Annotated in this window: 22 protein-coding genes, 1 rRNA gene and 1 riboswitch; of the genes, 2 read left to right on the top strand and 21 right to left on the bottom strand. The window is 51.7% G+C overall.

All coding sequences use genetic code 11. The annotated features are described in order from the left end of the window. Window positions 1–53: 53 nt before the first annotated feature. The 9 genes from ispE to NSS83_RS19940 all read right to left on the bottom strand — a co-directional run bounded on the left by ispE (window position 54) and on the right by NSS83_RS19940 (window position 8,494). Complete coding sequence (gene ispE, locus NSS83_RS19980; RefSeq protein ID WP_340946788.1) at window positions 54–908, bottom strand: 4-(cytidine 5'-diphospho)-2-C-methyl-D-erythritol kinase; 855 nt, start codon at window positions 906–908, stop codon at window positions 54–56. A gap of 158 nt (window positions 909–1,066) precedes the next feature. Next, a complete protein-coding gene (locus NSS83_RS19975; RefSeq protein ID WP_036696389.1) occupies window positions 1,067–1,246 on the bottom strand; it encodes a small, acid-soluble spore protein, alpha/beta type in 180 nt (59 codons plus the stop codon). A 144-nt stretch (window positions 1,247–1,390) separates the two neighbouring features. Further along, the gene (locus NSS83_RS19970) at window positions 1,391–1,666 is read right to left on the bottom strand and encodes a Veg family protein (RefSeq protein WP_036696386.1); all 276 of its coding nucleotides are present in this window, start codon (window positions 1,664–1,666) and stop codon (window positions 1,391–1,393) included. Between the two features lie 270 nt (window positions 1,667–1,936). Further along, window positions 1,937–2,845, bottom strand: a complete 909-nt coding sequence (gene yabG / locus NSS83_RS19965) for a sporulation peptidase YabG (protein WP_341346344.1) — start codon at window positions 2,843–2,845, stop codon at window positions 1,937–1,939. Window positions 2,846–2,919: 74 nt separating this feature from the next. Next, window positions 2,920–3,804, bottom strand: a complete 885-nt coding sequence (gene rsmA, locus NSS83_RS19960) for a 16S rRNA (adenine(1518)-N(6)/adenine(1519)-N(6))-dimethyltransferase RsmA (protein ID WP_341346343.1) — start codon at window positions 3,802–3,804, stop codon at window positions 2,920–2,922. Further along, a complete protein-coding gene (gene rnmV, locus NSS83_RS19955; RefSeq protein ID WP_341183158.1) occupies window positions 3,801–4,352 on the bottom strand; it encodes a ribonuclease M5 in 552 nt (183 codons plus the stop codon). The genes rsmA and rnmV overlap by 4 nt, the downstream gene beginning before the upstream one ends. Before the next feature lie 161 nt (window positions 4,353–4,513). Beyond that, on the bottom strand, window positions 4,514–5,674 hold the full coding sequence (locus NSS83_RS19950; protein ID WP_341183159.1) for a 3D domain-containing protein: 1,161 nt from the start codon (window positions 5,672–5,674) through the stop codon (window positions 4,514–4,516). A gap of 288 nt (window positions 5,675–5,962) precedes the next feature. Then, window positions 5,963–6,187, bottom strand: a riboswitch (cyclic di-AMP (ydaO/yuaA leader). 199 nt (window positions 6,188–6,386) lie between these two features. Continuing rightward, entirely contained in the window at window positions 6,387–7,157 is a 771-nt protein-coding gene (locus NSS83_RS19945) for a TatD family hydrolase (protein ID WP_341183160.1), read from the bottom strand. 53 nt (window positions 7,158–7,210) lie between these two features. Beyond that, entirely contained in the window at window positions 7,211–8,494 is a 1,284-nt protein-coding gene (locus tag NSS83_RS19940) for an HD domain-containing protein (protein WP_341183161.1), read from the bottom strand. A 275-nt stretch (window positions 8,495–8,769) separates the two neighbouring features. On the opposite strand from NSS83_RS19940, the gene NSS83_RS19935 reads away from it, so the two are divergent. Further along, window positions 8,770–9,024: an AbrB/MazE/SpoVT family DNA-binding domain-containing protein gene (locus NSS83_RS19935; protein ID WP_019914502.1), complete on the top strand. Its 255-nt coding sequence runs from the start codon at window positions 8,770–8,772 to the stop codon at window positions 9,022–9,024. 631 nt (window positions 9,025–9,655) lie between these two features. Here the strand turns inward: NSS83_RS19935 and rsmI are convergent. The 10 genes from rsmI to NSS83_RS19885 all read right to left on the bottom strand — a co-directional run bounded on the left by rsmI (window position 9,656) and on the right by NSS83_RS19885 (window position 17,501). Next, on the bottom strand, window positions 9,656–10,561 hold the full coding sequence (rsmI, locus tag NSS83_RS19930; RefSeq protein WP_341183162.1) for a 16S rRNA (cytidine(1402)-2'-O)-methyltransferase: 906 nt from the start codon (window positions 10,559–10,561) through the stop codon (window positions 9,656–9,658). After that, the gene (locus tag NSS83_RS19925; RefSeq protein ID WP_341183163.1) at window positions 10,558–11,334 is read right to left on the bottom strand and encodes a tRNA1(Val) (adenine(37)-N6)-methyltransferase; all 777 of its coding nucleotides are present in this window, start codon (window positions 11,332–11,334) and stop codon (window positions 10,558–10,560) included. The genes rsmI and NSS83_RS19925 overlap by 4 nt, the downstream gene beginning before the upstream one ends. 130 nt (window positions 11,335–11,464) lie before the next feature. After that, window positions 11,465–11,827 carry a DNA replication initiation control protein YabA gene (yabA, locus tag NSS83_RS19920; RefSeq protein ID WP_341183164.1) on the bottom strand — a complete coding sequence of 121 codons (363 nt, stop codon included), beginning with the start codon at window positions 11,825–11,827 and terminating at the stop codon, window positions 11,465–11,467. Window positions 11,828–11,858: 31 nt separating this feature from the next. Then, on the bottom strand, window positions 11,859–12,659 hold the full coding sequence (locus NSS83_RS19915; protein ID WP_036696365.1) for a stage 0 sporulation family protein: 801 nt from the start codon (window positions 12,657–12,659) through the stop codon (window positions 11,859–11,861). 149 nt (window positions 12,660–12,808) lie between these two features. Continuing rightward, on the bottom strand, window positions 12,809–13,783 hold the full coding sequence (gene holB / locus NSS83_RS19910) for a DNA polymerase III subunit delta' (protein WP_036696363.1): 975 nt from the start codon (window positions 13,781–13,783) through the stop codon (window positions 12,809–12,811). Between the two features lie 16 nt (window positions 13,784–13,799). Then, the gene (locus NSS83_RS19905; protein ID WP_341183165.1) at window positions 13,800–14,243 is read right to left on the bottom strand and encodes a YaaR family protein; all 444 of its coding nucleotides are present in this window, start codon (window positions 14,241–14,243) and stop codon (window positions 13,800–13,802) included. Between the two features lie 38 nt (window positions 14,244–14,281). Then, window positions 14,282–14,611, bottom strand: coding sequence for a cyclic-di-AMP receptor (locus NSS83_RS19900; RefSeq protein WP_036723983.1), 330 nt, complete (start codon window positions 14,609–14,611; stop codon window positions 14,282–14,284). Window positions 14,612–14,725: 114 nt separating this feature from the next. Beyond that, window positions 14,726–15,367, bottom strand: a complete 642-nt coding sequence (gene tmk, locus NSS83_RS19895) for a dTMP kinase (RefSeq protein ID WP_341183166.1) — start codon at window positions 15,365–15,367, stop codon at window positions 14,726–14,728. Beyond that, window positions 15,368–17,098, bottom strand: a complete 1,731-nt coding sequence (locus tag NSS83_RS19890) for an aminotransferase class I/II-fold pyridoxal phosphate-dependent enzyme (RefSeq protein ID WP_341346342.1) — start codon at window positions 17,096–17,098, stop codon at window positions 15,368–15,370. Between the two features lie 217 nt (window positions 17,099–17,315). Further along, window positions 17,316–17,501, bottom strand: a complete 186-nt coding sequence (locus NSS83_RS19885) for a sigma factor G inhibitor Gin (RefSeq protein ID WP_036696352.1) — start codon at window positions 17,499–17,501, stop codon at window positions 17,316–17,318. Between the two features lie 210 nt (window positions 17,502–17,711). On the opposite strand from NSS83_RS19885, the gene NSS83_RS19880 reads away from it, so the two are divergent. Next, window positions 17,712–18,236: a hypothetical protein gene (locus NSS83_RS19880; protein ID WP_341183168.1), complete on the top strand. Its 525-nt coding sequence runs from the start codon at window positions 17,712–17,714 to the stop codon at window positions 18,234–18,236. A gap of 83 nt (window positions 18,237–18,319) precedes the next feature. Here the strand turns inward: NSS83_RS19880 and NSS83_RS19875 are convergent, their stop codons facing one another. Together NSS83_RS19875 and rrf are read right to left on the bottom strand one after the other, a co-directional pair. Next, window positions 18,320–18,739 carry a hypothetical protein gene (locus tag NSS83_RS19875; RefSeq protein WP_341183169.1) on the bottom strand — a complete coding sequence of 140 codons (420 nt, stop codon included), beginning with the start codon at window positions 18,737–18,739 and terminating at the stop codon, window positions 18,320–18,322. A 263-nt stretch (window positions 18,740–19,002) separates the two neighbouring features. Next, window positions 19,003–19,119, bottom strand: a 5S ribosomal RNA gene (rrf, locus tag NSS83_RS19870). Between the last annotated feature and the right edge of the window lie 41 nt (window positions 19,120–19,160).

Below are 19,160 nucleotides of genomic sequence, written 5' to 3'. Positions count from 1 at the left end.
TTACACAAGCGGAAACCGCTTTGCCGCCGTTATCTGAGCATAGTCCGTTCCGCTTAGCTAAGCGAACGCACTGCATAGACTTCCTTACAGAATCCGCGCAGCCCGTTATAAATTCTGGCCACCTTAGAGTGCTTGGAGACAAGGCCAAATACGGTCGGACCACTCCCCGACATCAGCACACCGTCCGCCCCCAGCTTCAGCATCGCTTCCTTGAGCTGCTGCACCTCAGGGTGCAGCTTCAGAGTCACATCCTCCAGCACGTTGCCGAGGCCCTCACAGACGGCTGAGAAGTCGCCGGCCTCCAGAGCCTGCTGCATGCGGAGCGCGGACGGATGCACCGCTATGTTGCCGGCGCGCACGCGTCCGTATACCTCAGCCGTCGATACATTGATCGGCGGCTTCGCCAGGATGACCCACATTTGCGGAGGATTCGCGATTTGGGTCAGCCGTTCGCCCCTGCCCGTAGCCAGGGCAGTACCTCCTGTGACGCAGAACGGAACGTCTGAGCCCAGCTCAGCGCCCAGCTCCTGCAGCTCCTGCACCGGGATGCCCAGGCGCCAGAGCCGGTTCAGGCCGCGCAGCGTAGCCGCGGCATCGCTGCTGCCGCCGGCGAGGCCGGCAGCGACCGGAATTCTTTTGTCCAGATGGATATGTACTCCGCTTCTGACGTTATACCGGTCCTTGATCAGCCTTGCCGCCTGGAAGGCCAGATTCTTCTCATCCAGCGGAATATATCCGGCCTGGCTTGAGATAATAATCGAATCCCGCTTCAGCTCCGACAGCTCCAGACGGTCCGCCAGATCGACCATTGTCATTATCATTTCCACTTCATGAAATCCGTCAGCCCGCTTATGCAGCACATCCAGCATCAGATTAATTTTTGCCGGTGCCTTCTCATACATTTTCAAGGCGTTCACCCACCCTCAGCTTTTCCCGTACAAAACAACTTAACATATTATATGAGAAACTGACAATGAAGTCCATTAAATATACATCCGGTTCTATAAAGCAGAAAAGGTACCGCCCGCAGGCGATACCCGGTGCGGCATAACACCGCTATTGCAACCTACGATTTCCTCGCAGCAGCCTGCTCTGCCAGCTGAATCGCCCGCTTCACCATATTCCCGGCGTCGACTGCCCGGATCCCGCCCCAGCCCTCCTGCTCAACCGTTTCGTAGAACCCAAGCTCCTTCGCCAGCTCCGTCTTCAATTCCTCCGACATCATGCTCCGTCTTCTGCGGCTCATTACGAATTCCTCCCTTGTATGCTGCCCTATGATGAACGTACTGCCTATGTAGTATGCAGCCAGAAGGCCAGCGTCATGCAGCATAATTCAGGAAGACCCCGTACATGCAAAAAACAGCCCCCTGTAAGGGGGACTGCCCTGACGCTAAGCTTTGATATACATAATCCGCATCTGCCCATCGTCTTCGGTAACTGTGATTTCCACAGATTCAGTAAGTATATCGGCATAGCTATAGGAGACACGCTTGAATGTCTGCTGCTCCTGATCGAGTTTGACAATAAATACAGAAGGGTACGTTTCTTCCAGGACACCGGTGCGTTCAACGGTCTTCCGACGGCCACCGTTAGCCCGCAACGTGATCTTATGACCGACGTGAGCTTCAAGACTGCGTTTAATTTCCAACAGCGCGTTATTAGCCATTGCCTGACGACCACCTCTTTCCTTGTCCATTATACAACTTCTATAACCACTTGTCAAATTAAATAAATAATTATAGATGATGATAAAAAAGTTGTCAACGGAATTTTTTTAGACGGGGAAAGTCCTGACTTAAGCACCTTGTTATCCGTAATGATGACTGGCTTCCCCCTGGCTCATCTTGTGTCATAAGCGGCTTTCGTCGCAGCAAAAATAGGATAAGCACGAATGCTTACCCTATTCCTTCGACCTGTTCAGTTATCGCTTGCCCGGCTACAGCACGGAAGGTGCAACCTTCAGCGTAGCCAGGTTCTGCAGCTGGGGCATTCCGATCCGGAAGCTGCCCCGCGTCTCTATTCCGCCCATCCCCTGATTGCCGCTGATCGTATGGCTCAGGACATCGCTTAAGTTCACCGTATCCCGGATAGAGGTAAAAGAGGCCTTGGCCGCAATATACACCGGGTCCAGAGCGTGAATGAGTATTCTGCCCGGAGAGCTGGCGAAGTTGGCGCCATTGCCCAGAAGAGCCTCAAAGTGCGACTGGCAGGCTCCGGCTACAATCGTCAAAGCATCAAAATTCCGCTCATATTCACGGGCCACCTGGATGGCTGCCACAAAATTCTGTGAATTCTTATAGCTGCTCAGACTGTACAGATCATAATTCTGCTGTTGCTTAAGTACTCCATCATGGCCGGTAATCACTACGATATCGGGACGCACACGGGGCAGCAGACGGTACAGCGTCTCCGCCATTTTGGATTCGTTGACATGATGTCCCTCCGCCGGTATGCGCAGCTGCTCGTAGAGGCTCAGGCTCTTCTTCAGATAGAGCGCATCCCCATCCAAATGCAGGACCTTGCCCGGCACTTCAAAGTATGCCGCTTCCTTCGGAGACGGGCCCCAGGTTCCCGTGGACCCCGATACGCTCTCTCCGCTTCGCTGGCTCTGGATCTGCCGGTCTTTACGCAGCCAGGTAAGAGATTCTGTTGCCTTGATCTGCGCGCGCGCTCCCCGCTCGGTAACCCTTGTAGGAGGCACCTGAACCAGATCCTCCAGCGGAGAATCCGCCAGCAGACGGAACTCCGTGCCTTTAATGACTGCTCTATTCTGCAATATATTGTCTACCCGGAAGGTCACATCGCCGCCATAGGATTTACGAATGACCAAGTCTCCTAGATTCATCACAACACCACCTCTACCCCATGTTATGGGCAAAGGCCCCGGTTGGTTCATCCGCCGGGAGGGTTTTCTGTATTCTATGCGATGCCTGCGGCCAGAAGAACCGCACTGAGCCTCGCATACTCTTCAATGCTAAGCGTCTCACCGCGCCGCGACGGTTCAATTCCGGCTTCGGAGAGCAGCGCCTCCAGGCGCTCACGCCCTTCTTCCGGGAAGAAGCGGGCCTTAAGATTATTGGCAATTGTCTTGCGCCGTTGGGTGAATGAGGCTTGAACCACACCAAAGAAATGCTTCTCGTCCGCTACCTCCACCGGAGGACGTTCTCTGACCTTCAGCCGGATCACAGCCGATTCCACGTTCGGCTGCGGGATGAACACCGTACGCGGCACCATACAGACCAGCTCAGGCTCGCTGTAATACTGGACGGCAATACTCAGGCTGCCGTACTCCTTGCCGCCTGGAGAGGCCGCCATACGCTCAGCAACCTCCTTTTGGATCATGACTACGATATTATCCAGCGGCAGCTTCTCCTCCAGCAGCTTCATGAGGATGGGTGTAGTCACATAATACGGCAGGTTAGCTACGACACTAACCCGCTCCCTGCCCGCGAAATCCTCAGCGAACAGCTCCTGCAGATTCACCTTCAGTACATCGTCATTACGGATCTTCACATGGGAGTATGGCGACAGGACATCTCTAAGAATCGGAATCAGCCTGCGGTCAATCTCTACCGCTGTGACAGCCCCGGCCGTCATCGCCAGCCGTTCCGTCAGTGCTCCGATCCCCGGCCCAATCTCAAGCGCACCGGCTGTGCTGTCCAGACCGGCGGCATCCACGATTTTATCCAGAATATTCTGATCAATCAGAAAGTTCTGGCCCAGGCTTTTTTTAAAGGAGAAGCCGTAACGCTGAATTATCGCTTTGGTTCTTGTTGGGGACGAGATATTGTCGATACCGCTCATGAAGTGATGCCTCCCTGATCAATTTGGGCGAGGGCTTGCGCGAATTCTTCGCGGGTAATGCCGAACATCGCCAGACGTTTGTACAGCTGCTTGCCATTGCAATAACCGATACCGAGCAGATTGCCAAGCTGCATTCTGCGCTCAGCCGCCCGGGGATGCACCATTAGACCTGCGGTCATAAGCTCATCCAGCCCGATGATAGCCGGTGCCCCCTCGAAGGAGGTATGTACGTGCTCCAGCGCATGGCGGATAGCTTCAGGCGAAGCATTCTCTATTCCGATATCGCCTTTGCGGGTGGCATCCTTCTCCGGGATGAAGGCATGCTTGCAGCCCGGCACCTTGGCCGCAACAATTTTGCGGATTCGCTCTCCGGCATGATCCGGGTCGGTAAGAATGATTACACCCCGGCGCTCCATGGCCAGCCTGATCTTGGCAATGACCCTGCTATCCACTGCCGAACCCCCGGTTTCAATCGTATCGGCCTCTACCGCCCGCTTAACGGCAACGGTATCGCTTTTCCCTTCAACTACAATTAGCTCTTTAATCATAAATATTTTTACTCCTTACTCCAGAACGCAAAAAGAAGAGGATTCGCTCCCCTTCTTTTTGGCTAAAGAATGTATAAGTGATGAGCGGCAGCTCTCAAAAATTCCGTAAGTGCTTCCCTCACTATATCGTATTAACCGCTAATTTGCAAAAGGCATTACGTTTAGTTCAGCTCCGGCTTCACAGGTCCGATCACATAAAGTGTGCGCGACTTGCGGCCGAAATTACGGGCATGACTCAGTGAATCGTAATAGACATCCACCTTGTTGCCTTTGATGGCACCGCCGGTATCCTCTGCTCGGCGAAACCCTAATCCTTCAATGTACACCCACCAGCCAATTGGTATAACACTAGGATCTACAGCTATAGTGCGGCCTTCCGTTACGCGTGTGCCGGAGGCAGTACGTGTTCCAATACCCGGTTCCTGCGACGAATACGCAGTCATGGATACGTTTTTGATCATTCTTTTGTACTCAAAATCCACACCAGCCTTACTGGTAACATTGCTGGCCTTTGCGCTGGCTTTAGATGACTTGGAGGTTGTTACAGGTTTGGAGACTTTGGCAGTAACTACAACGGGCTTAGGAAGCGGCTTGGTTCCAATGGCAATGACTTTGTCCTTGGTAACCGTCTGTACTTCCTTGCCGATCATGCGCATGGATGCCAGCTCGCCATCTTGATAGATCTTCTCGATGTGCTGGATCATTACGCCAGGCTTACCTGCCTGCGCTACTCTTACGGTTCCCTTAGTCAATGAGGGGTCTGCTGTCTTAATGACCCGGAAAGGCAAATTAGTTGTCCGTTGAACCACATGCTTGTTAATCCGGACAATTTTGATTTCCATGTCTGCAGATACTGCGGTTTCTAGCGAAGGGTAAATCTTGTCTAAGCCTTCGAGGCTGTAGCCCAGCTTGCCGATGGCCTGACCAATGGTATCCTCGGTCGTAAATAACGTCTCGGTCTTTCCGTCTACGGTAAGAGCGAACTTTTGCGCAGTGTTAATCACGATACGGTCGCCGTCTTTTATTTCATCACTAAGGCCAATAGATAATTCATCATGCGCCTGCAGCGAAATCTGTTCCTTAGCCAGCACATCACTGAACAGCGTTTCCCGCGTCTCCAGTGTCTGTACCTGTCCGTCTATTACTAGAGTAATTTCTTTCTTGCTCTGACCGTGTACGTACAGCAGTATTAACAGTGCGATAACAATCGATGCCACACCGGCAAGTAAAACTACGCGGGGATTTACTTGCTTCAACCGTAATGCGAAAGACCTGCTGGATGATTGCGAATCATGGGATACCTCTGGTTGGAATACGCCCACTCTTTCCATCCTCCTTACATAGCCCCGTCGTCCAAGTTATATCAAGGTAGACTGTATCACTTCTGACGAAACTAGGTTTGAGTTTGCAACAGGATACGCCCGCACTTGCTTCAGCGTTTCCTGCTCATGGATCGCCTGCTCGGCATAGTTACTCCGGAGATCTGTTATATAACAGTATGCCGGGAGCATTCTCATTATTCAAAACAAAAGAAGCCTAAAAAAGAGTTCATAGAGGACTCTTTCGTGGCTTCCCGGTATCGAATACGTCGGAATGCTTATGCACGAGGTTTCCTCTCTTACTTGCGCTTACGGGGTTAGCTGTCGGGTTCGGACATAAGAGAGACGCCCTATCTCAGGTCACCCGCTCACGGCGGTTGCCCTCAAATTCACCCCAAGACCACGTAAAGAAATCAAACAATGCCTGCGGCAATTCTGCATTTGTACTACGTTCATGCGGCAGAGCATTATTGGTTCCCCCATTCTCCATATCCGGAGACTCAGCGAGACGATCCATGAAATTAGTGACTGTCACAGTTACAACAGCTCACTGCACTGAAAAGATGATATCCTGTTTTGATACATGTTGTAAAGGACGATTCAACCACGTTTACGTAAAAAAATGATTAAAATATTGTAATAATCGACCGTTTTTCCGTTATAAAAGTTTAATATATCCGCTATACTTCATTTTTCACCGCATTTACTCCCGTTTTCAGAGTATACCAAATCGTTCCAGTGCGTTCGCATACGTAATTTCCGCCAATTCCTGTAATTCAATCCCTTTTATTGCCGCGGCCGCCTCCGCTACCAGCCTCACATGAGCGGTCTCATTTCGCTTGCCCCGGAAGGGGTGCGGAGTCAGATAAGGGGAGTCGGTTTCGATCAACAGCCGGTCCAGCGGAGTCTGGGCAAGCACCTCTTTAGGCACCCGTGCATTCTTGAACGTAACCGGTCCTCCAAAAGAAAGATGGAAGCCCAAATCAAGACACATCTTGGCACTTTCCCAGCTGCCGGAGAAGGAGTGCATTACACCGCCAACCTCGCCCGCCTTCTCCTCGCGGAGGATGCGGATCACATCTTCATGAGCATCGCGGTTATGAATACAGATCGGCATCTTCAGCTCACGGGCCAGCCCGATCTGCTTGCGGAATACTTCATGCTGTACATCCTTAGGAGAGGTGTCCCAGTAGTAATCCAGCCCGATCTCACCGATGGCAACCACCTTGGGATGAGCGCATAAGGAAGCGATCCATTCCAGGTCTCCGTCCTTCATCGTGATGGCATCCTGGGGATGCCAGCCAACAGCTGCATAAATATAATCATATTTCTCGGCAAGCTGCATGGTGGTCGGTATCGTGTCCCGGTTAAAGCCAATGTTGATCATCTTGCTGACGCCGGCTTCCAGTGCCCTGGCAATGACCTCTTCGCGGTCTTCGTCGAATTGTGGAGCATCGAGATGGGTATGGGTGTCGAATAACTGCATTACATTACATCCTTTCGGCCTGTTATTGTATCTATAATTCCAAGCTTGATTGGTTATTTGGCAAAAATCTCTGCGATGGATGGCGGCAGCTGTGGAAGGGCTTTCTGCAGCCTGTCCTGCGGAAAATACAGATGGTGTCTGCCGCGGTGAATACCGCTGATGGAGCGTACAATATCCGAGACCTCGGAGATTTCCCTCAGCCGCTCATGCTTGTCCAGAAGCAGGATCTGCTTGCTGTCAAAGCCGTCTCCCGGACGGAATACATCATAGGGAAGATCGGTGGGATAATCAATTTCCAGGTCATAATCGGGCCGGAGTCCCGCACCGGCGAAGCTGCGGCGGATTTCGCCAATCATGTCAGAATCCAAATGCTCCATCTCCACATATTTATACAGTTTACGATGGATAAACCGGCTGCACAAGTCGCTCAGGATGGCATCCTCCTCAAGCGTCCACTGCATGAAGGCAGTCTGCATCAAGGCTTCATCCAGCAGCAGATACTGCCCTACCGTTACCTCTCCGCTGAACAGATCGCTTAAGGGCTCGATCATGAAGCGGAAGGCATGCTGCTGCTGCACCAGCTCCTTGGCCCGGCGGAGAATCTGTCTGAGAATAATCTCCGAGCTGCGGGTTACCGGATGGAAATAGACCTGCCAGTACATCTGATACCGCGACATCAGATAATCCTCAATCGCATGCATCCCCGATTCCTTCACAACCACCCGGCCGTCATAAGGACGCAACATCCGCAGAATCCGGTCGATGTCTATGGTTCCATAATTCACCCCTGTATAATATGCATCCCGGAGCAGATAATCCATCCGGTCAGCATCGAGCGGTCCCGACACCAAATTGACAACAATTTCATGTTCATAGGTTTTGGAGATGACCGAGGCCACTTTACCGGGGAAATCTTCAGCCACATCACGCAGAATAGCAGTGATCTCAGTATCCTCCAGAATGATACGGCAGGTCCAGTCTTCATGATCCATTTCGAAAGCTTCTTCTATAGAATGGGAAAAGGGGCCATGCCCCAAATCATGCAGCAATGCCGCACACAGGGTAAGCAGTCTCTCCTCTGGCATCCAATCCTTGTAGCCGCTCCGTTCAAACTGGGAAATAATCCTCCGCGTAATCTCATATACCCCCAGAGAATGGGAGAACCGGCTGTGTTCCGCCCCGTGAAAGGTCAAATAGGAGGTGCCCAGCTGCCGGATGCGCCGCAGTCGCTGGAACTCCATAGTATTGATCAGTCGCCAGATAATAGTGTCCTGTACGTGGATATAGTTGTGAACCGGGTCCTTAAATACCTTCTCTTCTGACAGCGGTTGCTTCATGAAATCATCTCCTTTTCTTGTTTTATATAATATATTGTCGCTCTTTGTCGAATATTAGCGATTCGTACACTGCCAAATCGACAAACATCTTCATAAGCAATTTTAGAGTGATTTGCCCGGTCAAACGCGGAATAAATGTAGTCTCAAAAGATTCCTTAAAATTAGCCTGAAAAAAGGTTGACTGTTTTGGGAATGGTTGGTATTATAAATATCATAAAACAGTGAAGAATGTCGAATAATGACGCTTTTGAACATTGAGAGGAGCAACGATTGTAATGATGAAATCAACAGGAATTGTACGTAAGGTAGATGAGCTTGGACGGGTCGTTATTCCAATTGAATTGCGTCGCACCCTGGGCATTGGAGAAAAAGATGCGCTCGAAATTTACGTGGACGGTGAGCGGATCATGCTTAAGAAATACGAGCCTGCTTGCATTTTCTGCGGTAATGCTGAGAATGTAACTTACTTCAAAGGTAAAATTGTTTGTCATGAATGCATTTCGGCTATCCCTACCCCTGTGACAAACTAAAATAAATAGGGTATAATAGGAACTAATCCAATTGTTAATTCTAACCTTTTTATATCTCCTTGGCCTCCCGTTCGCGCGGGAGGTATTTTTTTAGGTGTTTTTCGGGGACTTTCTCCGGATACCCCTTTTTCCTAACCCTGTCTGCTCACTAAACCACTTCTTCGTAAAACTACTTCTTAAATCTCTCATCTACTTATTAAAATACTGATTCTTACCTTCCCAAACCCTCCCTAATGAAACCCTATCATCCCAAAAAATCTAACGGACCGAAAAGACCTTATTCCCACGAGAACGCCACCTTTTGCAGCGTAACGGACTCAGACGACCTTATCGTCCTTCTACGAGTCGTTTTGGAGCTGAATTGCAGGGGATAAGGTCCTTGGGGTCCGTTAATCGCCCAATTGACGACTTTCTTCCCGGATAAGAGCTCCTCAGTCCGTACGCTAAGCCAAACACCACTAAAGAACAACCCCGCTTGGAAAAGTTGCAATTTGAAGGGGAATTCTTCAATAAAAGGATTAATATAATCCATATAAGTGTATGGAATACATTTATTTCATTGGATGTTCAGATGATTAAACCCATCTTTAGGTTTTTACTGGAATTGTAATAACTACAACACCACAGTGTTCTAACCCCGCTCCAGGAGTTCGTTATAAATATCGCGCTTGGACAATCCACGGTCAGACGCTGCCTTTTTCATAGCATCCTTACGAGTTAAGCCTGAGGTTTCGTAGTGAGCCACATGCTCACTGGTACTAAGCTGACGCCACCAGGAAGACTCGGCCAGCTCGGCCTCCTCTTTACTCTCTCCCTCCAGCACGATCACGTATTCGCCAAGCGGGGGATGCTCCTCCAGCCAGGCCAGGCACTCCTCAATGCTTCCGCGCAGGAACTCCTCATACCGCTTAGTCAGCTCACGCGCTAGTGTGATACGGCGGTTACCGAAGGCCTCCTGCAAATGAACAAGGGTCTTGGCCACGCGGTGCGGGGACTCATAGAAGAGAAGTGTCCCTTGGGCAGAACGGAGAGGTGCCAGCACGGCCCGGATATCCTTGCGCTCTCTGGGCAGGAAGCCGATGAACGTGAAGCTGGCCGTAGGCAGCCCTGAGGCAATCAAAGCCGACAGTGCGGCATTCGCCCCAGGCACCGGAATCACCGGAATCTGATGGCTGACAGCCAGGGCTACCAAATCGGCACCAGGGTCGGAAATCGCCGGCAGACCAGCATCGCTGACGAGTGCCAGATTTTTACCTTCTATTATATAGCGTATCAGCTCCGGTCCACTGGCAGCCTTGTTATGCTCATGGTAACTGAACAGCATGGACGGTGTAATTTCAAAATGGCTCAGCAGCTTACGCGTCTGTCTCGTATCCTCTGCGGCGATAATATCGCATTCCTTCAGCATGCGCACGGCCCGGTAAGTCATATCCTCCAGATTGCCGATCGGTGTAGCCACCAGATACAGGCACCCGCATCCTTCGGGCTTCGCTCCGTCATGGTTGTTTTGAAAGCTGCTTTGGCATTGTATGGTCATTGGCTCGTATCCTCTTTGTTCCCGTAATAAATATCCATAATCTCAGGGCAATATTGATTGTCCTCATTATATACGATTAAAGGCGGTTGTAAACGCACCTCCGGCTTCCCGTCGCGTGCAGCCTCGATTAGAACCATATTCGCTTCCAGATGGGCGCGGGGATGTACGAACCGGATCAGCTTCGGCTCCAGCCGGTGCTTGCGCATCAGACTGATAATATCCACAAGGCGCTGCGGCTTATGCACCATGCTGACTTTGCCTCCAGTACGGACCAGCCGGACACAGGCCTGAATGACCTCCTCCAGGGTACAACCGATTTCATGGCGGGCCATCGCCTGATGGGAATTCAGCTTCAGATCGCTCCCGTTCAGCGGCATATAAGGGGGATTCACCGTAATCGCATCGTATACACCATAGCCGGCTGTAAGATGAAGCTCCCGCAAATCACCCTCATGAATCTGCACCCGCTCCTCCAGACCGTTAAGCGATACACTGCGACGGGCCATGTCTGCCAGACGGGGCTGAAGTTCGATTCCTTCAATGGAAGCCCTCGTCCGTGTAGTCAGTAGCATAGGAATTACTCCGTTACCCGTACACAGGTCAAGCACCCGTCCGCGTGGAGGTACACTGGCGAACCGTGCCAGCAGCACGGCGTCCATCGAGAAGCTGAATACTTCGTCACTCTGAATAATTCTCAGATCATGGGTGAGCAGGTCATCGATCCGTTCTGCATCATGCAAGGGTACAGGTGTATTGTTCATTGAATGGGTCATTGTAATCTCCTAAAAGTTTTTGTTGAGCGTATGCTTCAATCTGAATATTCTTCGAAACAAAACTTGCTTCGGAAGCATAGCCTTACATTCAAAAAAACCGTAGGCGACAATCTCCTACGGCTGGATATCCTCATTTATTAAGAAAAGAAAGGCAGAACAGACAATCGCCTTCCGTCCGCAAATGCCCAAAGTAGACATTACAGATGTGGAAGCCTTCGTGATATAGCCGGGCCAGGTTATCATAGCCTTCTCCGACAACCTCCTCTTTCCCTTCGGCAGCGAGTATAGCCTCCGCCTCCGCAGACAGTGCGGCCTTATCTACAGGCGCTTCCCTTTTCAATATGATACGAAGTTGCTCGTTCTCCAGACTCAGCTTCTGATTCGTTTCCATCAGCTCTTTGACCGTCTGCTTCCAATCGCCCAGAGTGGTGCGCATTTCATCCATCTGCGCTTCCATCTCCTGCATGTGTGTAAATATATTTTTCTTCTCCAAGTTTCCACCCCGAAAGTAACCTTATAATGGTTTACTTGACGACAACATCATCCATTGGAAGTTCTTTAACTTTACCCACTTCAAACAGCTGCACATGAACTGTACGGCTGCCGGCATTGATACCGACTACCTTGCCGTCCCCCAGTGAAGTAACGACCATTTTGCCTACAGCCGGCATTTCTTCCTTCGTGCTCTCATAATTATCATGCTCAAACTTCAGACAACACATCAGCCGTCCGCATAATCCCGAGATCTTGGTCGGGTTAAGCGACAGATTCTGATCCTTCGCCATCTTGATGGACACCGGCTCGAAATCACCAAGCCAGGAGGAGCAGCAGAGCACCCGTCCGCATGGGCCTAGTCCGCCCAGCATCTTAGCTTCATCACGCACACCAATCTGCCGGAGCTCAATGCGGGTACGGAAAATACTGGCCAGGTCCTTCACCAGCTCGCGGAAATCCACGCGGCCTTCGGCCGTGAAATAGAAAATAATCTTGTTGCGGTCAAACGTAAACTCCACATCCACCAGCTTCATTTTGAGGCCATGATCGCGGATTTTATTTAAACAGGTGGTAAAAGCATCCTTCGCTGCACCCTTGTTCTCTTCCACCACACGCGCGTCGGTCTCGCCGGCAATACGCATGACTTTCTTGAGCGGCAGTACAACGTCTGCTTCCTGCACCTCTTTTTTGCCAACGACAACCTTACCGTATTCGACCCCTCTTGCAGTCTCAACAATGACGCATTGATCGCGTTCAATCGGGAAATCAAGTGGATCGAAATAATATATTTTACCCGCTTTTTTGAAGCGGACACCTACTACGCTGTACAAAAATTAACCCCCTTGTTTGACGGTAAAGGAACCCTTAAGCAAGACTGCTTCCCTGATGATCCATGCTTGTCCTTCCTCGTCCGCTATACCCGGTCTTTCCAGGGCTGAGGATTATATCCCGGAGGATCTATTATAAATAACCCGAACCTCTAGCTTTCCAGCCGGATTAAAAACTGCTCCAGACACAGCTGGGCATTGGCATTGGAACGCAGCTTCCGCTTGCTCTCCGCCGCATACTCCATATAAGCCACCCACTGCTGCGTACTCCTCTGACGGGCAGCCCTCGAAATAAAGTCTAACTGATCTATGAAAACGATACTTTCGTGCTTTCGGTACAGGAAGTAGAGCATATCTTTGAACCATAAGTGGAACATGCTGAATAGAGTATCCAAATGTTCACCAAGTCCGGTCTTGAACAGCTTCGAACCTGCGGTTGCCACCGCAGTGCTGCCCTTGCCCAGAGACTCCTTCGCTAATTGTAACACTAGATTTCTCATTTCTGCAAACCAATTCTGTGCCAAAAGTTCCCTGCAGCCGTCAAGACCGGCCGTCAGTGATACCGCGCATCGCGCCAGCGGCACCGGAACCCCTTCGCCGGACAACGCCTGCAGCATAATATCCGGATGCAGCGGGCTAAACGGAATACGCTGGGTTCTGGACTGGATCGTTGGAAGCAGGGAACTGCTGTTATCCGAAATCAGAATGCCAACCGCCGGGGCTGGCGGCTCCTCCAAGAATTTCAGCAGACTATTGGCGGCTTGCACCGTCATTTTGTCCGCTCCTTCTATAATATAAACCTTCGGGTTAATCCCTTCCGAGCGGTAGGAAAAAACACGCTGAAGCTCACGAATCTGGTCAATCTTAATGCTGGCCCCGTCGGGACGCAGCAGAGTTAGATCAGGATGATTGCCATGCTCCACCTTGCGGCATTCCAGGCACTCTCCGCAGGCATCATCCTTACTGGCGGTACAGAATATCGCCTGGGCGAACGTCAGTGCCATCTTCACCTGCCCGCTGCCTGCTGGACCCGTAAACAGATAGGCATGGCTGACAGCATCCTTACGCAGGGCATTCTGAAGCAGCCGCTTGGCGTCCTCCTGGCCTAATAGTTCATGAAAAGACATAGGTTCCTCCAAGTTGTCAGAAAGAAAGGTTAATCAGCAGCCCGCGGATCTCTCCAACCCGTCCCAGGAGGTCGATTCTGCCCTGCTCGCTGTCCAGCAGATCATCTGCCATATTCAGCAGAGCGGCATCAACCTCTTCGAGCAGCTTGTAGCGTTTGCCGCGGCCCCGACGGTCCCAGCCTTTGGTGTCCTTCAGGATCACTCCGCGGCGGGCCGTCTCCTCCAGAAACCGTTTAATCAGATTCCGGTAGATCGCCAGCTCACGTACAGTCATGGATTTGGAGAGCCGGTCGCCTTGCAGCTGGATATCTTTAATCTGACGGTTCAACTCATCTATAGTTTTCTGCTGGCTTTGCTGTTGAAATACATCGTTGAAGTTTTTTTGCTGAACCGGACGCCTCTCAGCCTCCGTGGTCAGCATTTCGCTTTTTAAGGGCCTGTAGCCCGGGTTGATCTTCAAGGATATCTACCGCCCTTATGGTCTAATGCTCATTATGCTCAATAATGCTCGAAACGATCGACGGGAAGTACGAATACGGTAGCTCCGCCCACCTGCACTTCAACAGGAAGCGGCAAATAAGAATCTGTCGTGCCGCTCATCGGGGTGACCGGAGTGACCAGTTGCTCACGCACTTTACAGCTGTTACGGATTACACTGAGTACGGCGTCTACCTGAATATCATCTACCCCAATTAAAAAGGTAGTGTTACCCGCACGGAGAAATCCGCCTGTACTGGCCAGCTTGGTGGCACGGAAGTTCGCCTTCACCAGTTCACTGGATAGCCGGTTGCTGTCTTTATCCTGGATAATTGCAATGATCAAATTCATCTACGTATCCCCTCCTATTAGTTATGTTCACAGGCTTTCCGCACAGCATTGATTCAATCTGCAGAGAAGCCCTGTTCAATCATTATACCTCTATTGTTTATTTGACAAAACACCTTAGAAATCCTTTAATATCCTGTCCTTCAGCACACCTACAATATCCTGCTCCACCATATGGATGGGACGATTGGCATCAAGCACTACAATCCGCTCCAGATTGGAGCTGTTAACCAGCTCATAGCCCGCCCGCACCTTCTGGTGGAACTCAAGGCTCTCCAGATCCAGCCGGTTCACTTCCCGGTTCTGATTGGCGGCAATCCGGGACAGACCCACCTCGGGATCTACATCCAGGTAAAAGGTAAGATCAGGCATTCTCCCGCCAGTTGCAAACCGGTTAATCCCCCACACCTCTTCGATGCCCAGCCCTCTGGCGTACCCTTGATAGACTAGGCTGCTGTCTACAAAACGGTCGCAGAGCACAGTAATTCCCTCCTGCAAAGCAGGCTCGACTACTTCCGCCAGATGCTGGCTTCTTGCCGCCGCATACAGGAGTGCCTCTGTCCGGGCATCCATTGCCGTATGTGCCGGGTCGAGGATAATAGAGCGGATCTTCTCGGCAATCTCAATCCCTCCCGGCTCACGGGTGATTAAGTAGGGCATGGAATGGTTCTGCAGATAAGCTGCCACCCTGCCTAGTACGGTTGTTTTGCCGGAGCCGTCGCCTCCCTCCAGTGTAATGAAGAATCCTTCTCGCTTCACTTATACTTCTCCGCCCTTCTGAATGTTGTATACCTTAATATGCTGTAAGGCCGGATCAGCACAGGCCTGGAATTTCGCCCCGCCTGTACGCAGGCGGATCAGCCTGTCACAGACAGACGCTGTAATGCACTCTCCGGGATATAAGAGCGGAATGCCTGGCGGATAAGGAATAACCATCTCTGCCGCAATCCTGCCCTCACTTGCCTCAAGCTCTATGCTCTCTGTCTCACCGGCAGCCACCGGCCGGGTAGAGAACGCAACCGGAGCTGATACCGCCGGAATATCGAAATTGTTCCACGTGGAAATATTGGCAGAGAAGGTTGAGTCCCCTCCTCTGCTATTATATGAGGCTGACTGGGCTGCGGTCCGTGTGCTGGAGAAGGATTCTCCGCCTTGGGGAGCAGGAGCTGCGGTGTCCGTGTAAGTAGACTGGCCGCGTCCAGCGGTAGGTTCACGGTCTGAATGGGCTGCGGTCCCGCCTGTCTGCGGCGCTGCCAAGGTAGTCTGCGCCGCAATGTCCTGCAGCGCTGTCAGCAGCGCAGCTGCCTCTTCAGCCTTCGAGCCGAGGCTGAAGGCCAGTACCACGTGCCGGTCGTCGCTCATCTCCGGCACGATTCCCCTCTCTTCGAGCCTGCGCTGCAGCTCGAAGCCCCCCAGGACCCCTGCGGCGTCATATATGACCGCCTTAAAGGGGTCCTGGGTCACGTACGCCGCCCCGCGCAGCGGCGGCGTACTCACTCCTGCGGCGCTGGCCCCGCCGCAGACAGGCTGCTGCAGCGAAGCCGGCTGCAGCAGCCCGAAGCGCGGCAGCGCCGCCAGGCCGCGCCGCAGGACATCCACGGCGGCGAGCCCCGCCGTGAAGGCACCGGCGCCCTGGCTGTGCAGCAGGCGCCGGGCCAGATCGAGCGAAGCCATCACGGGGTACGATGGGCTGGAGCTCTGCACCATGGCCAGGCGCTGCCGCAGCAGCGCGCGGTCAAGCCATGGCCCTTGCACATGCAGCATGGCGCCCATTGTCAGCGCCGTCAGCATCTTATGCGTGGACTGCACCACGCCGTCCGCGCCCCCCGCAAGTGCCCCGGCCGGAAGCGCCGGGTGCTGCCCGTAATGCGCCCCGTGCGCCTCATCCACCAGCAGCGGCACGCCGCTGGCGTGACAGGCCTGCGCGAGGGGCGCAAGGTCAATGCCCATGCCGTAGTAGTTCGGCATAGTGACCAGAACGCCGGCTGCCTCCGGATAGGCATTCAGCGCCGCCTGCACCGTCTCAGCAGACGGAGCCACGGCGAGTCCGCTGCCCGGATCAATCTCCGGCTCCAGGAAGACTGCACGCGCTCCTGCCAGCATCAGTCCATGAATAACGGACTTGTGGACGTTGCGCTGCAAAAGAAGCAGCCTTCCGGGCTCAGCACAGACCGTCAGGATCAGTGCCAGATTACCCGCGGTGCTGCCGCCTACCAACATATAGCTCTCCTCCGCTCCATAACAGTCTGCGGCCAGCTCCTGCGCTTCTCTTATTACCCCTTCCGGATGATGAAGGTCATCCGTTCCGGTAATTTCCGTCACATCGTAACGCATCACTTCCGTGAGATACCCCGCACTCTCTGCACTGACAGTACTCCGGTAAGCCTCCCCGTTCTTGTGACCCGGCACATGATAAGATATATTACCCTTAAGTCTATATTTTTCCAGCATTTCGTATACAGGTGCCCTGCCAGGCTGTAGCTTGTCCATAGATTCTTCCTCCCCTGGGGGTTACCATCTATTTTAACGTAAATACACCCAAACGCCTATCACTTCCGTAAAGGACCGCACAGGCAATAAAACGGCCTCTCTCACCCGGTCAGGGCGGAGAAGCCGTTAAGAGGAACTTTGTATTTGCAGCCAACGCGACACAGATTCACCGCCCGCTCTTTATATGTTGCTTGTTACAGGTACTGCAATTCGTTCATTAAGCATGCATACGCAGATTGATCTTCTTCATCCGGCTAATGAAAAAGTTGTACTTCACATCCTCAGCCTCCGTACGCACCATCTCACTCTCACAGTCCTCACAGATGAAATGCGAGACAATCACAATGCCTTCTTCCTTTTCCTGCCCGCAGATAATGCAGGCCTGCCCGGTTTGCTGTTCCATTTTCATCCCACCTTGACTCTTTTAAGAACAGTATGGTACACCTTCTATCATTTTAAACCTTTTCATAGTTTTTTCCTAATCCTTCATAGCCTGAAATATATATATTCGCCTGCTACCCATTCGGTGAATCTGAACCCGTTGTTTAATAAAACGCAGGAGCAGGCCGATAATAATAACAAGAGAACTTGCGAGGAGGTCCGAATTCCAGGTATGGAACCAAACACCAAAGGTGCCGCTACATTCTATCAATACAAGCTTATCAAAAAAATTACTATTACAGCCTTCCTGCTGCGGGTCTATATCACCCTACCGTTTATATGTCTTGTACTCGAAAGTGTCTTTCTCTCCTGGCTGAGTATCCTGTTCATGATTATAGCCGGACCTGTCATGCTGTGGATTCAGTATGTCATCTCACGCTCTGTATTGGTGATTAGCGGACACCCTATCGCCAAGCGCTGGAGATTGTCCCTGCGCCTGCCCTGGCCCGGTTACATGCCTGATCAATATATCAATTACGGCATCTTCCGCACGGTACAGCTGCATAATCTCTGGATCGGTCTCTGTATAGCTGCACTCTTCATCGTCTGGGCTCCGCCCGCCTTCACGGCTTCGCTGGCGGTATGCCACCTGTGGCTGCTGCTCCCCCGTCTGTATGCGCTGCTGCGGTTAAGAAGTGTAGCCAAAGACGGGATGCTCAAGTTTGGTGCGGGAGACGCCTCCTATTACGCCCAGTAATCCAACCAGATATACATAGCGCTGTATTTAAGCGGCCCAGCATGCACGCAAAAAATCGCCATCCATAACCGGACGGCGATTTTTTATCTGTTCTTCAAGCCTTTAGTGGTGACCTTCTTTTCCTTCGGAATCATCACGATGAAATAGTCGTCATACACGGTCAGGTGTACAATAAGTCCTTCTTTCTGAAAAACACGTGAACTCCCTGAATCGTCTGCTTTCTGTTCCTGCTCTTCCCAGCCCCACGCCTTAATGGCTGCAAGATAAGGATCCGGCACACCGTTCTTCTCCTTCATCCCCGGGAGGGAGTACCGTACATAGTCCATGGCTACGTTTGTAGTTGTTCTGTCGGGTGAGCTTGCCTCTTTGGGAACGGGGAAGTCTTCCTCATTAAGTGCACCGTTAAAAGTCTCCCATGCCGGCTCCTTCGTGCTGCAACCCACCAGCATTGCTCCGACTATACAAAGAATAACTAATATCCACAAAGGTTGGGTTCGCTTCATACCTTAAATCCTCCTTACCTCTACCATGCATCTAAAGACGCAAGAAAATTCCAAGATAGAATTTATACGTAGTTCATTCGTATTAAGGCTTTTGCTTATTTATTGCACTTTTCCATTATACTTGGAACCATCGCCTCGTCGGTAACAAAAATGTCACTCGTTTGTAAGCGTTTTTATATTAAAATTCCTTGCCCCTTCCCGCTTTTTATATATGCGGGTATACCAAAAAGCCATTGTCGACAATTCGACAATGGCTCATGTGTGCTTGGCAACGTCCTACTCTCCCAGGACCCTTCGGTCCAAGTACCATCGGCGCTGGAGGGCTTAACGGTCGTGTTCGGGATGGGTACGTGTGGAACCCCTCCGCTATCGCCACCAAACGGGCATTTACAGCGTAAATGCTTCAGGAATTGATTCCTGA

Source organism: Paenibacillus sp. FSL H3-0469, assembly GCF_038051945.1.
GTDB lineage: Bacteria > Bacillota > Bacilli > Paenibacillales > Paenibacillaceae > Paenibacillus_AQ.
The sequence above is the reverse complement of the archived record's forward strand: the minus strand, read 5'-3'. Positions and strand labels throughout refer to the sequence as shown.

Coding starts and splice junctions, on each gene's coding strand:
- holB (WP_036696363.1), bottom strand. CDS start 13,783: ATGTCTTTTCATGAACTATTAGGCCAGGAGGACGCCAAGCGGCTGCTT.
- NSS83_RS19975 (WP_036696389.1), bottom strand. CDS start 1,246: ATGAGCCGCAGAAGACGGAGCATGATGTCGGAGGAATTGAAGACGGAG.
- NSS83_RS19970 (WP_036696386.1), bottom strand. CDS start 1,666: ATGGCTAATAACGCGCTGTTGGAAATTAAACGCAGTCTTGAAGCTCAC.
- NSS83_RS19925 (WP_341183163.1), bottom strand. CDS start 11,334: ATGACCCATTCAATGAACAATACACCTGTACCCTTGCATGATGCAGAA.
- NSS83_RS19935 (WP_019914502.1), top strand. CDS start 8,770: ATGATGAAATCAACAGGAATTGTACGTAAGGTAGATGAGCTTGGACGG.
- NSS83_RS19940 (WP_341183161.1), bottom strand. CDS start 8,494: ATGAAGCAACCGCTGTCAGAAGAGAAGGTATTTAAGGACCCGGTTCAC.
- NSS83_RS19890 (WP_341346342.1), bottom strand. CDS start 17,098: ATGGACAAGCTACAGCCTGGCAGGGCACCTGTATACGAAATGCTGGAA.
- NSS83_RS19885 (WP_036696352.1), bottom strand. CDS start 17,501: ATGGAACAGCAAACCGGGCAGGCCTGCATTATCTGCGGGCAGGAAAAG.
- NSS83_RS19900 (WP_036723983.1), bottom strand. CDS start 14,611: ATGAATTTGATCATTGCAATTATCCAGGATAAAGACAGCAACCGGCTA.
- rnmV (WP_341183158.1), bottom strand. CDS start 4,352: ATGATTAAAGAGCTAATTGTAGTTGAAGGGAAAAGCGATACCGTTGCC.
- yabG (WP_341346344.1), bottom strand. CDS start 2,845: ATGAATCTAGGAGACTTGGTCATTCGTAAATCCTATGGCGGCGATGTG.
- NSS83_RS19875 (WP_341183169.1), bottom strand. CDS start 18,739: ATGAAGCGAACCCAACCTTTGTGGATATTAGTTATTCTTTGTATAGTC.
- NSS83_RS19945 (WP_341183160.1), bottom strand. CDS start 7,157: ATGCAGTTATTCGACACCCATACCCATCTCGATGCTCCACAATTCGAC.
- rsmA (WP_341346343.1), bottom strand. CDS start 3,804: ATGAGCGGTATCGACAATATCTCGTCCCCAACAAGAACCAAAGCGATA.
- NSS83_RS19880 (WP_341183168.1), top strand. CDS start 17,712: ATGGAACCAAACACCAAAGGTGCCGCTACATTCTATCAATACAAGCTT.
- rsmI (WP_341183162.1), bottom strand. CDS start 10,561: ATGACCATACAATGCCAAAGCAGCTTTCAAAACAACCATGACGGAGCG.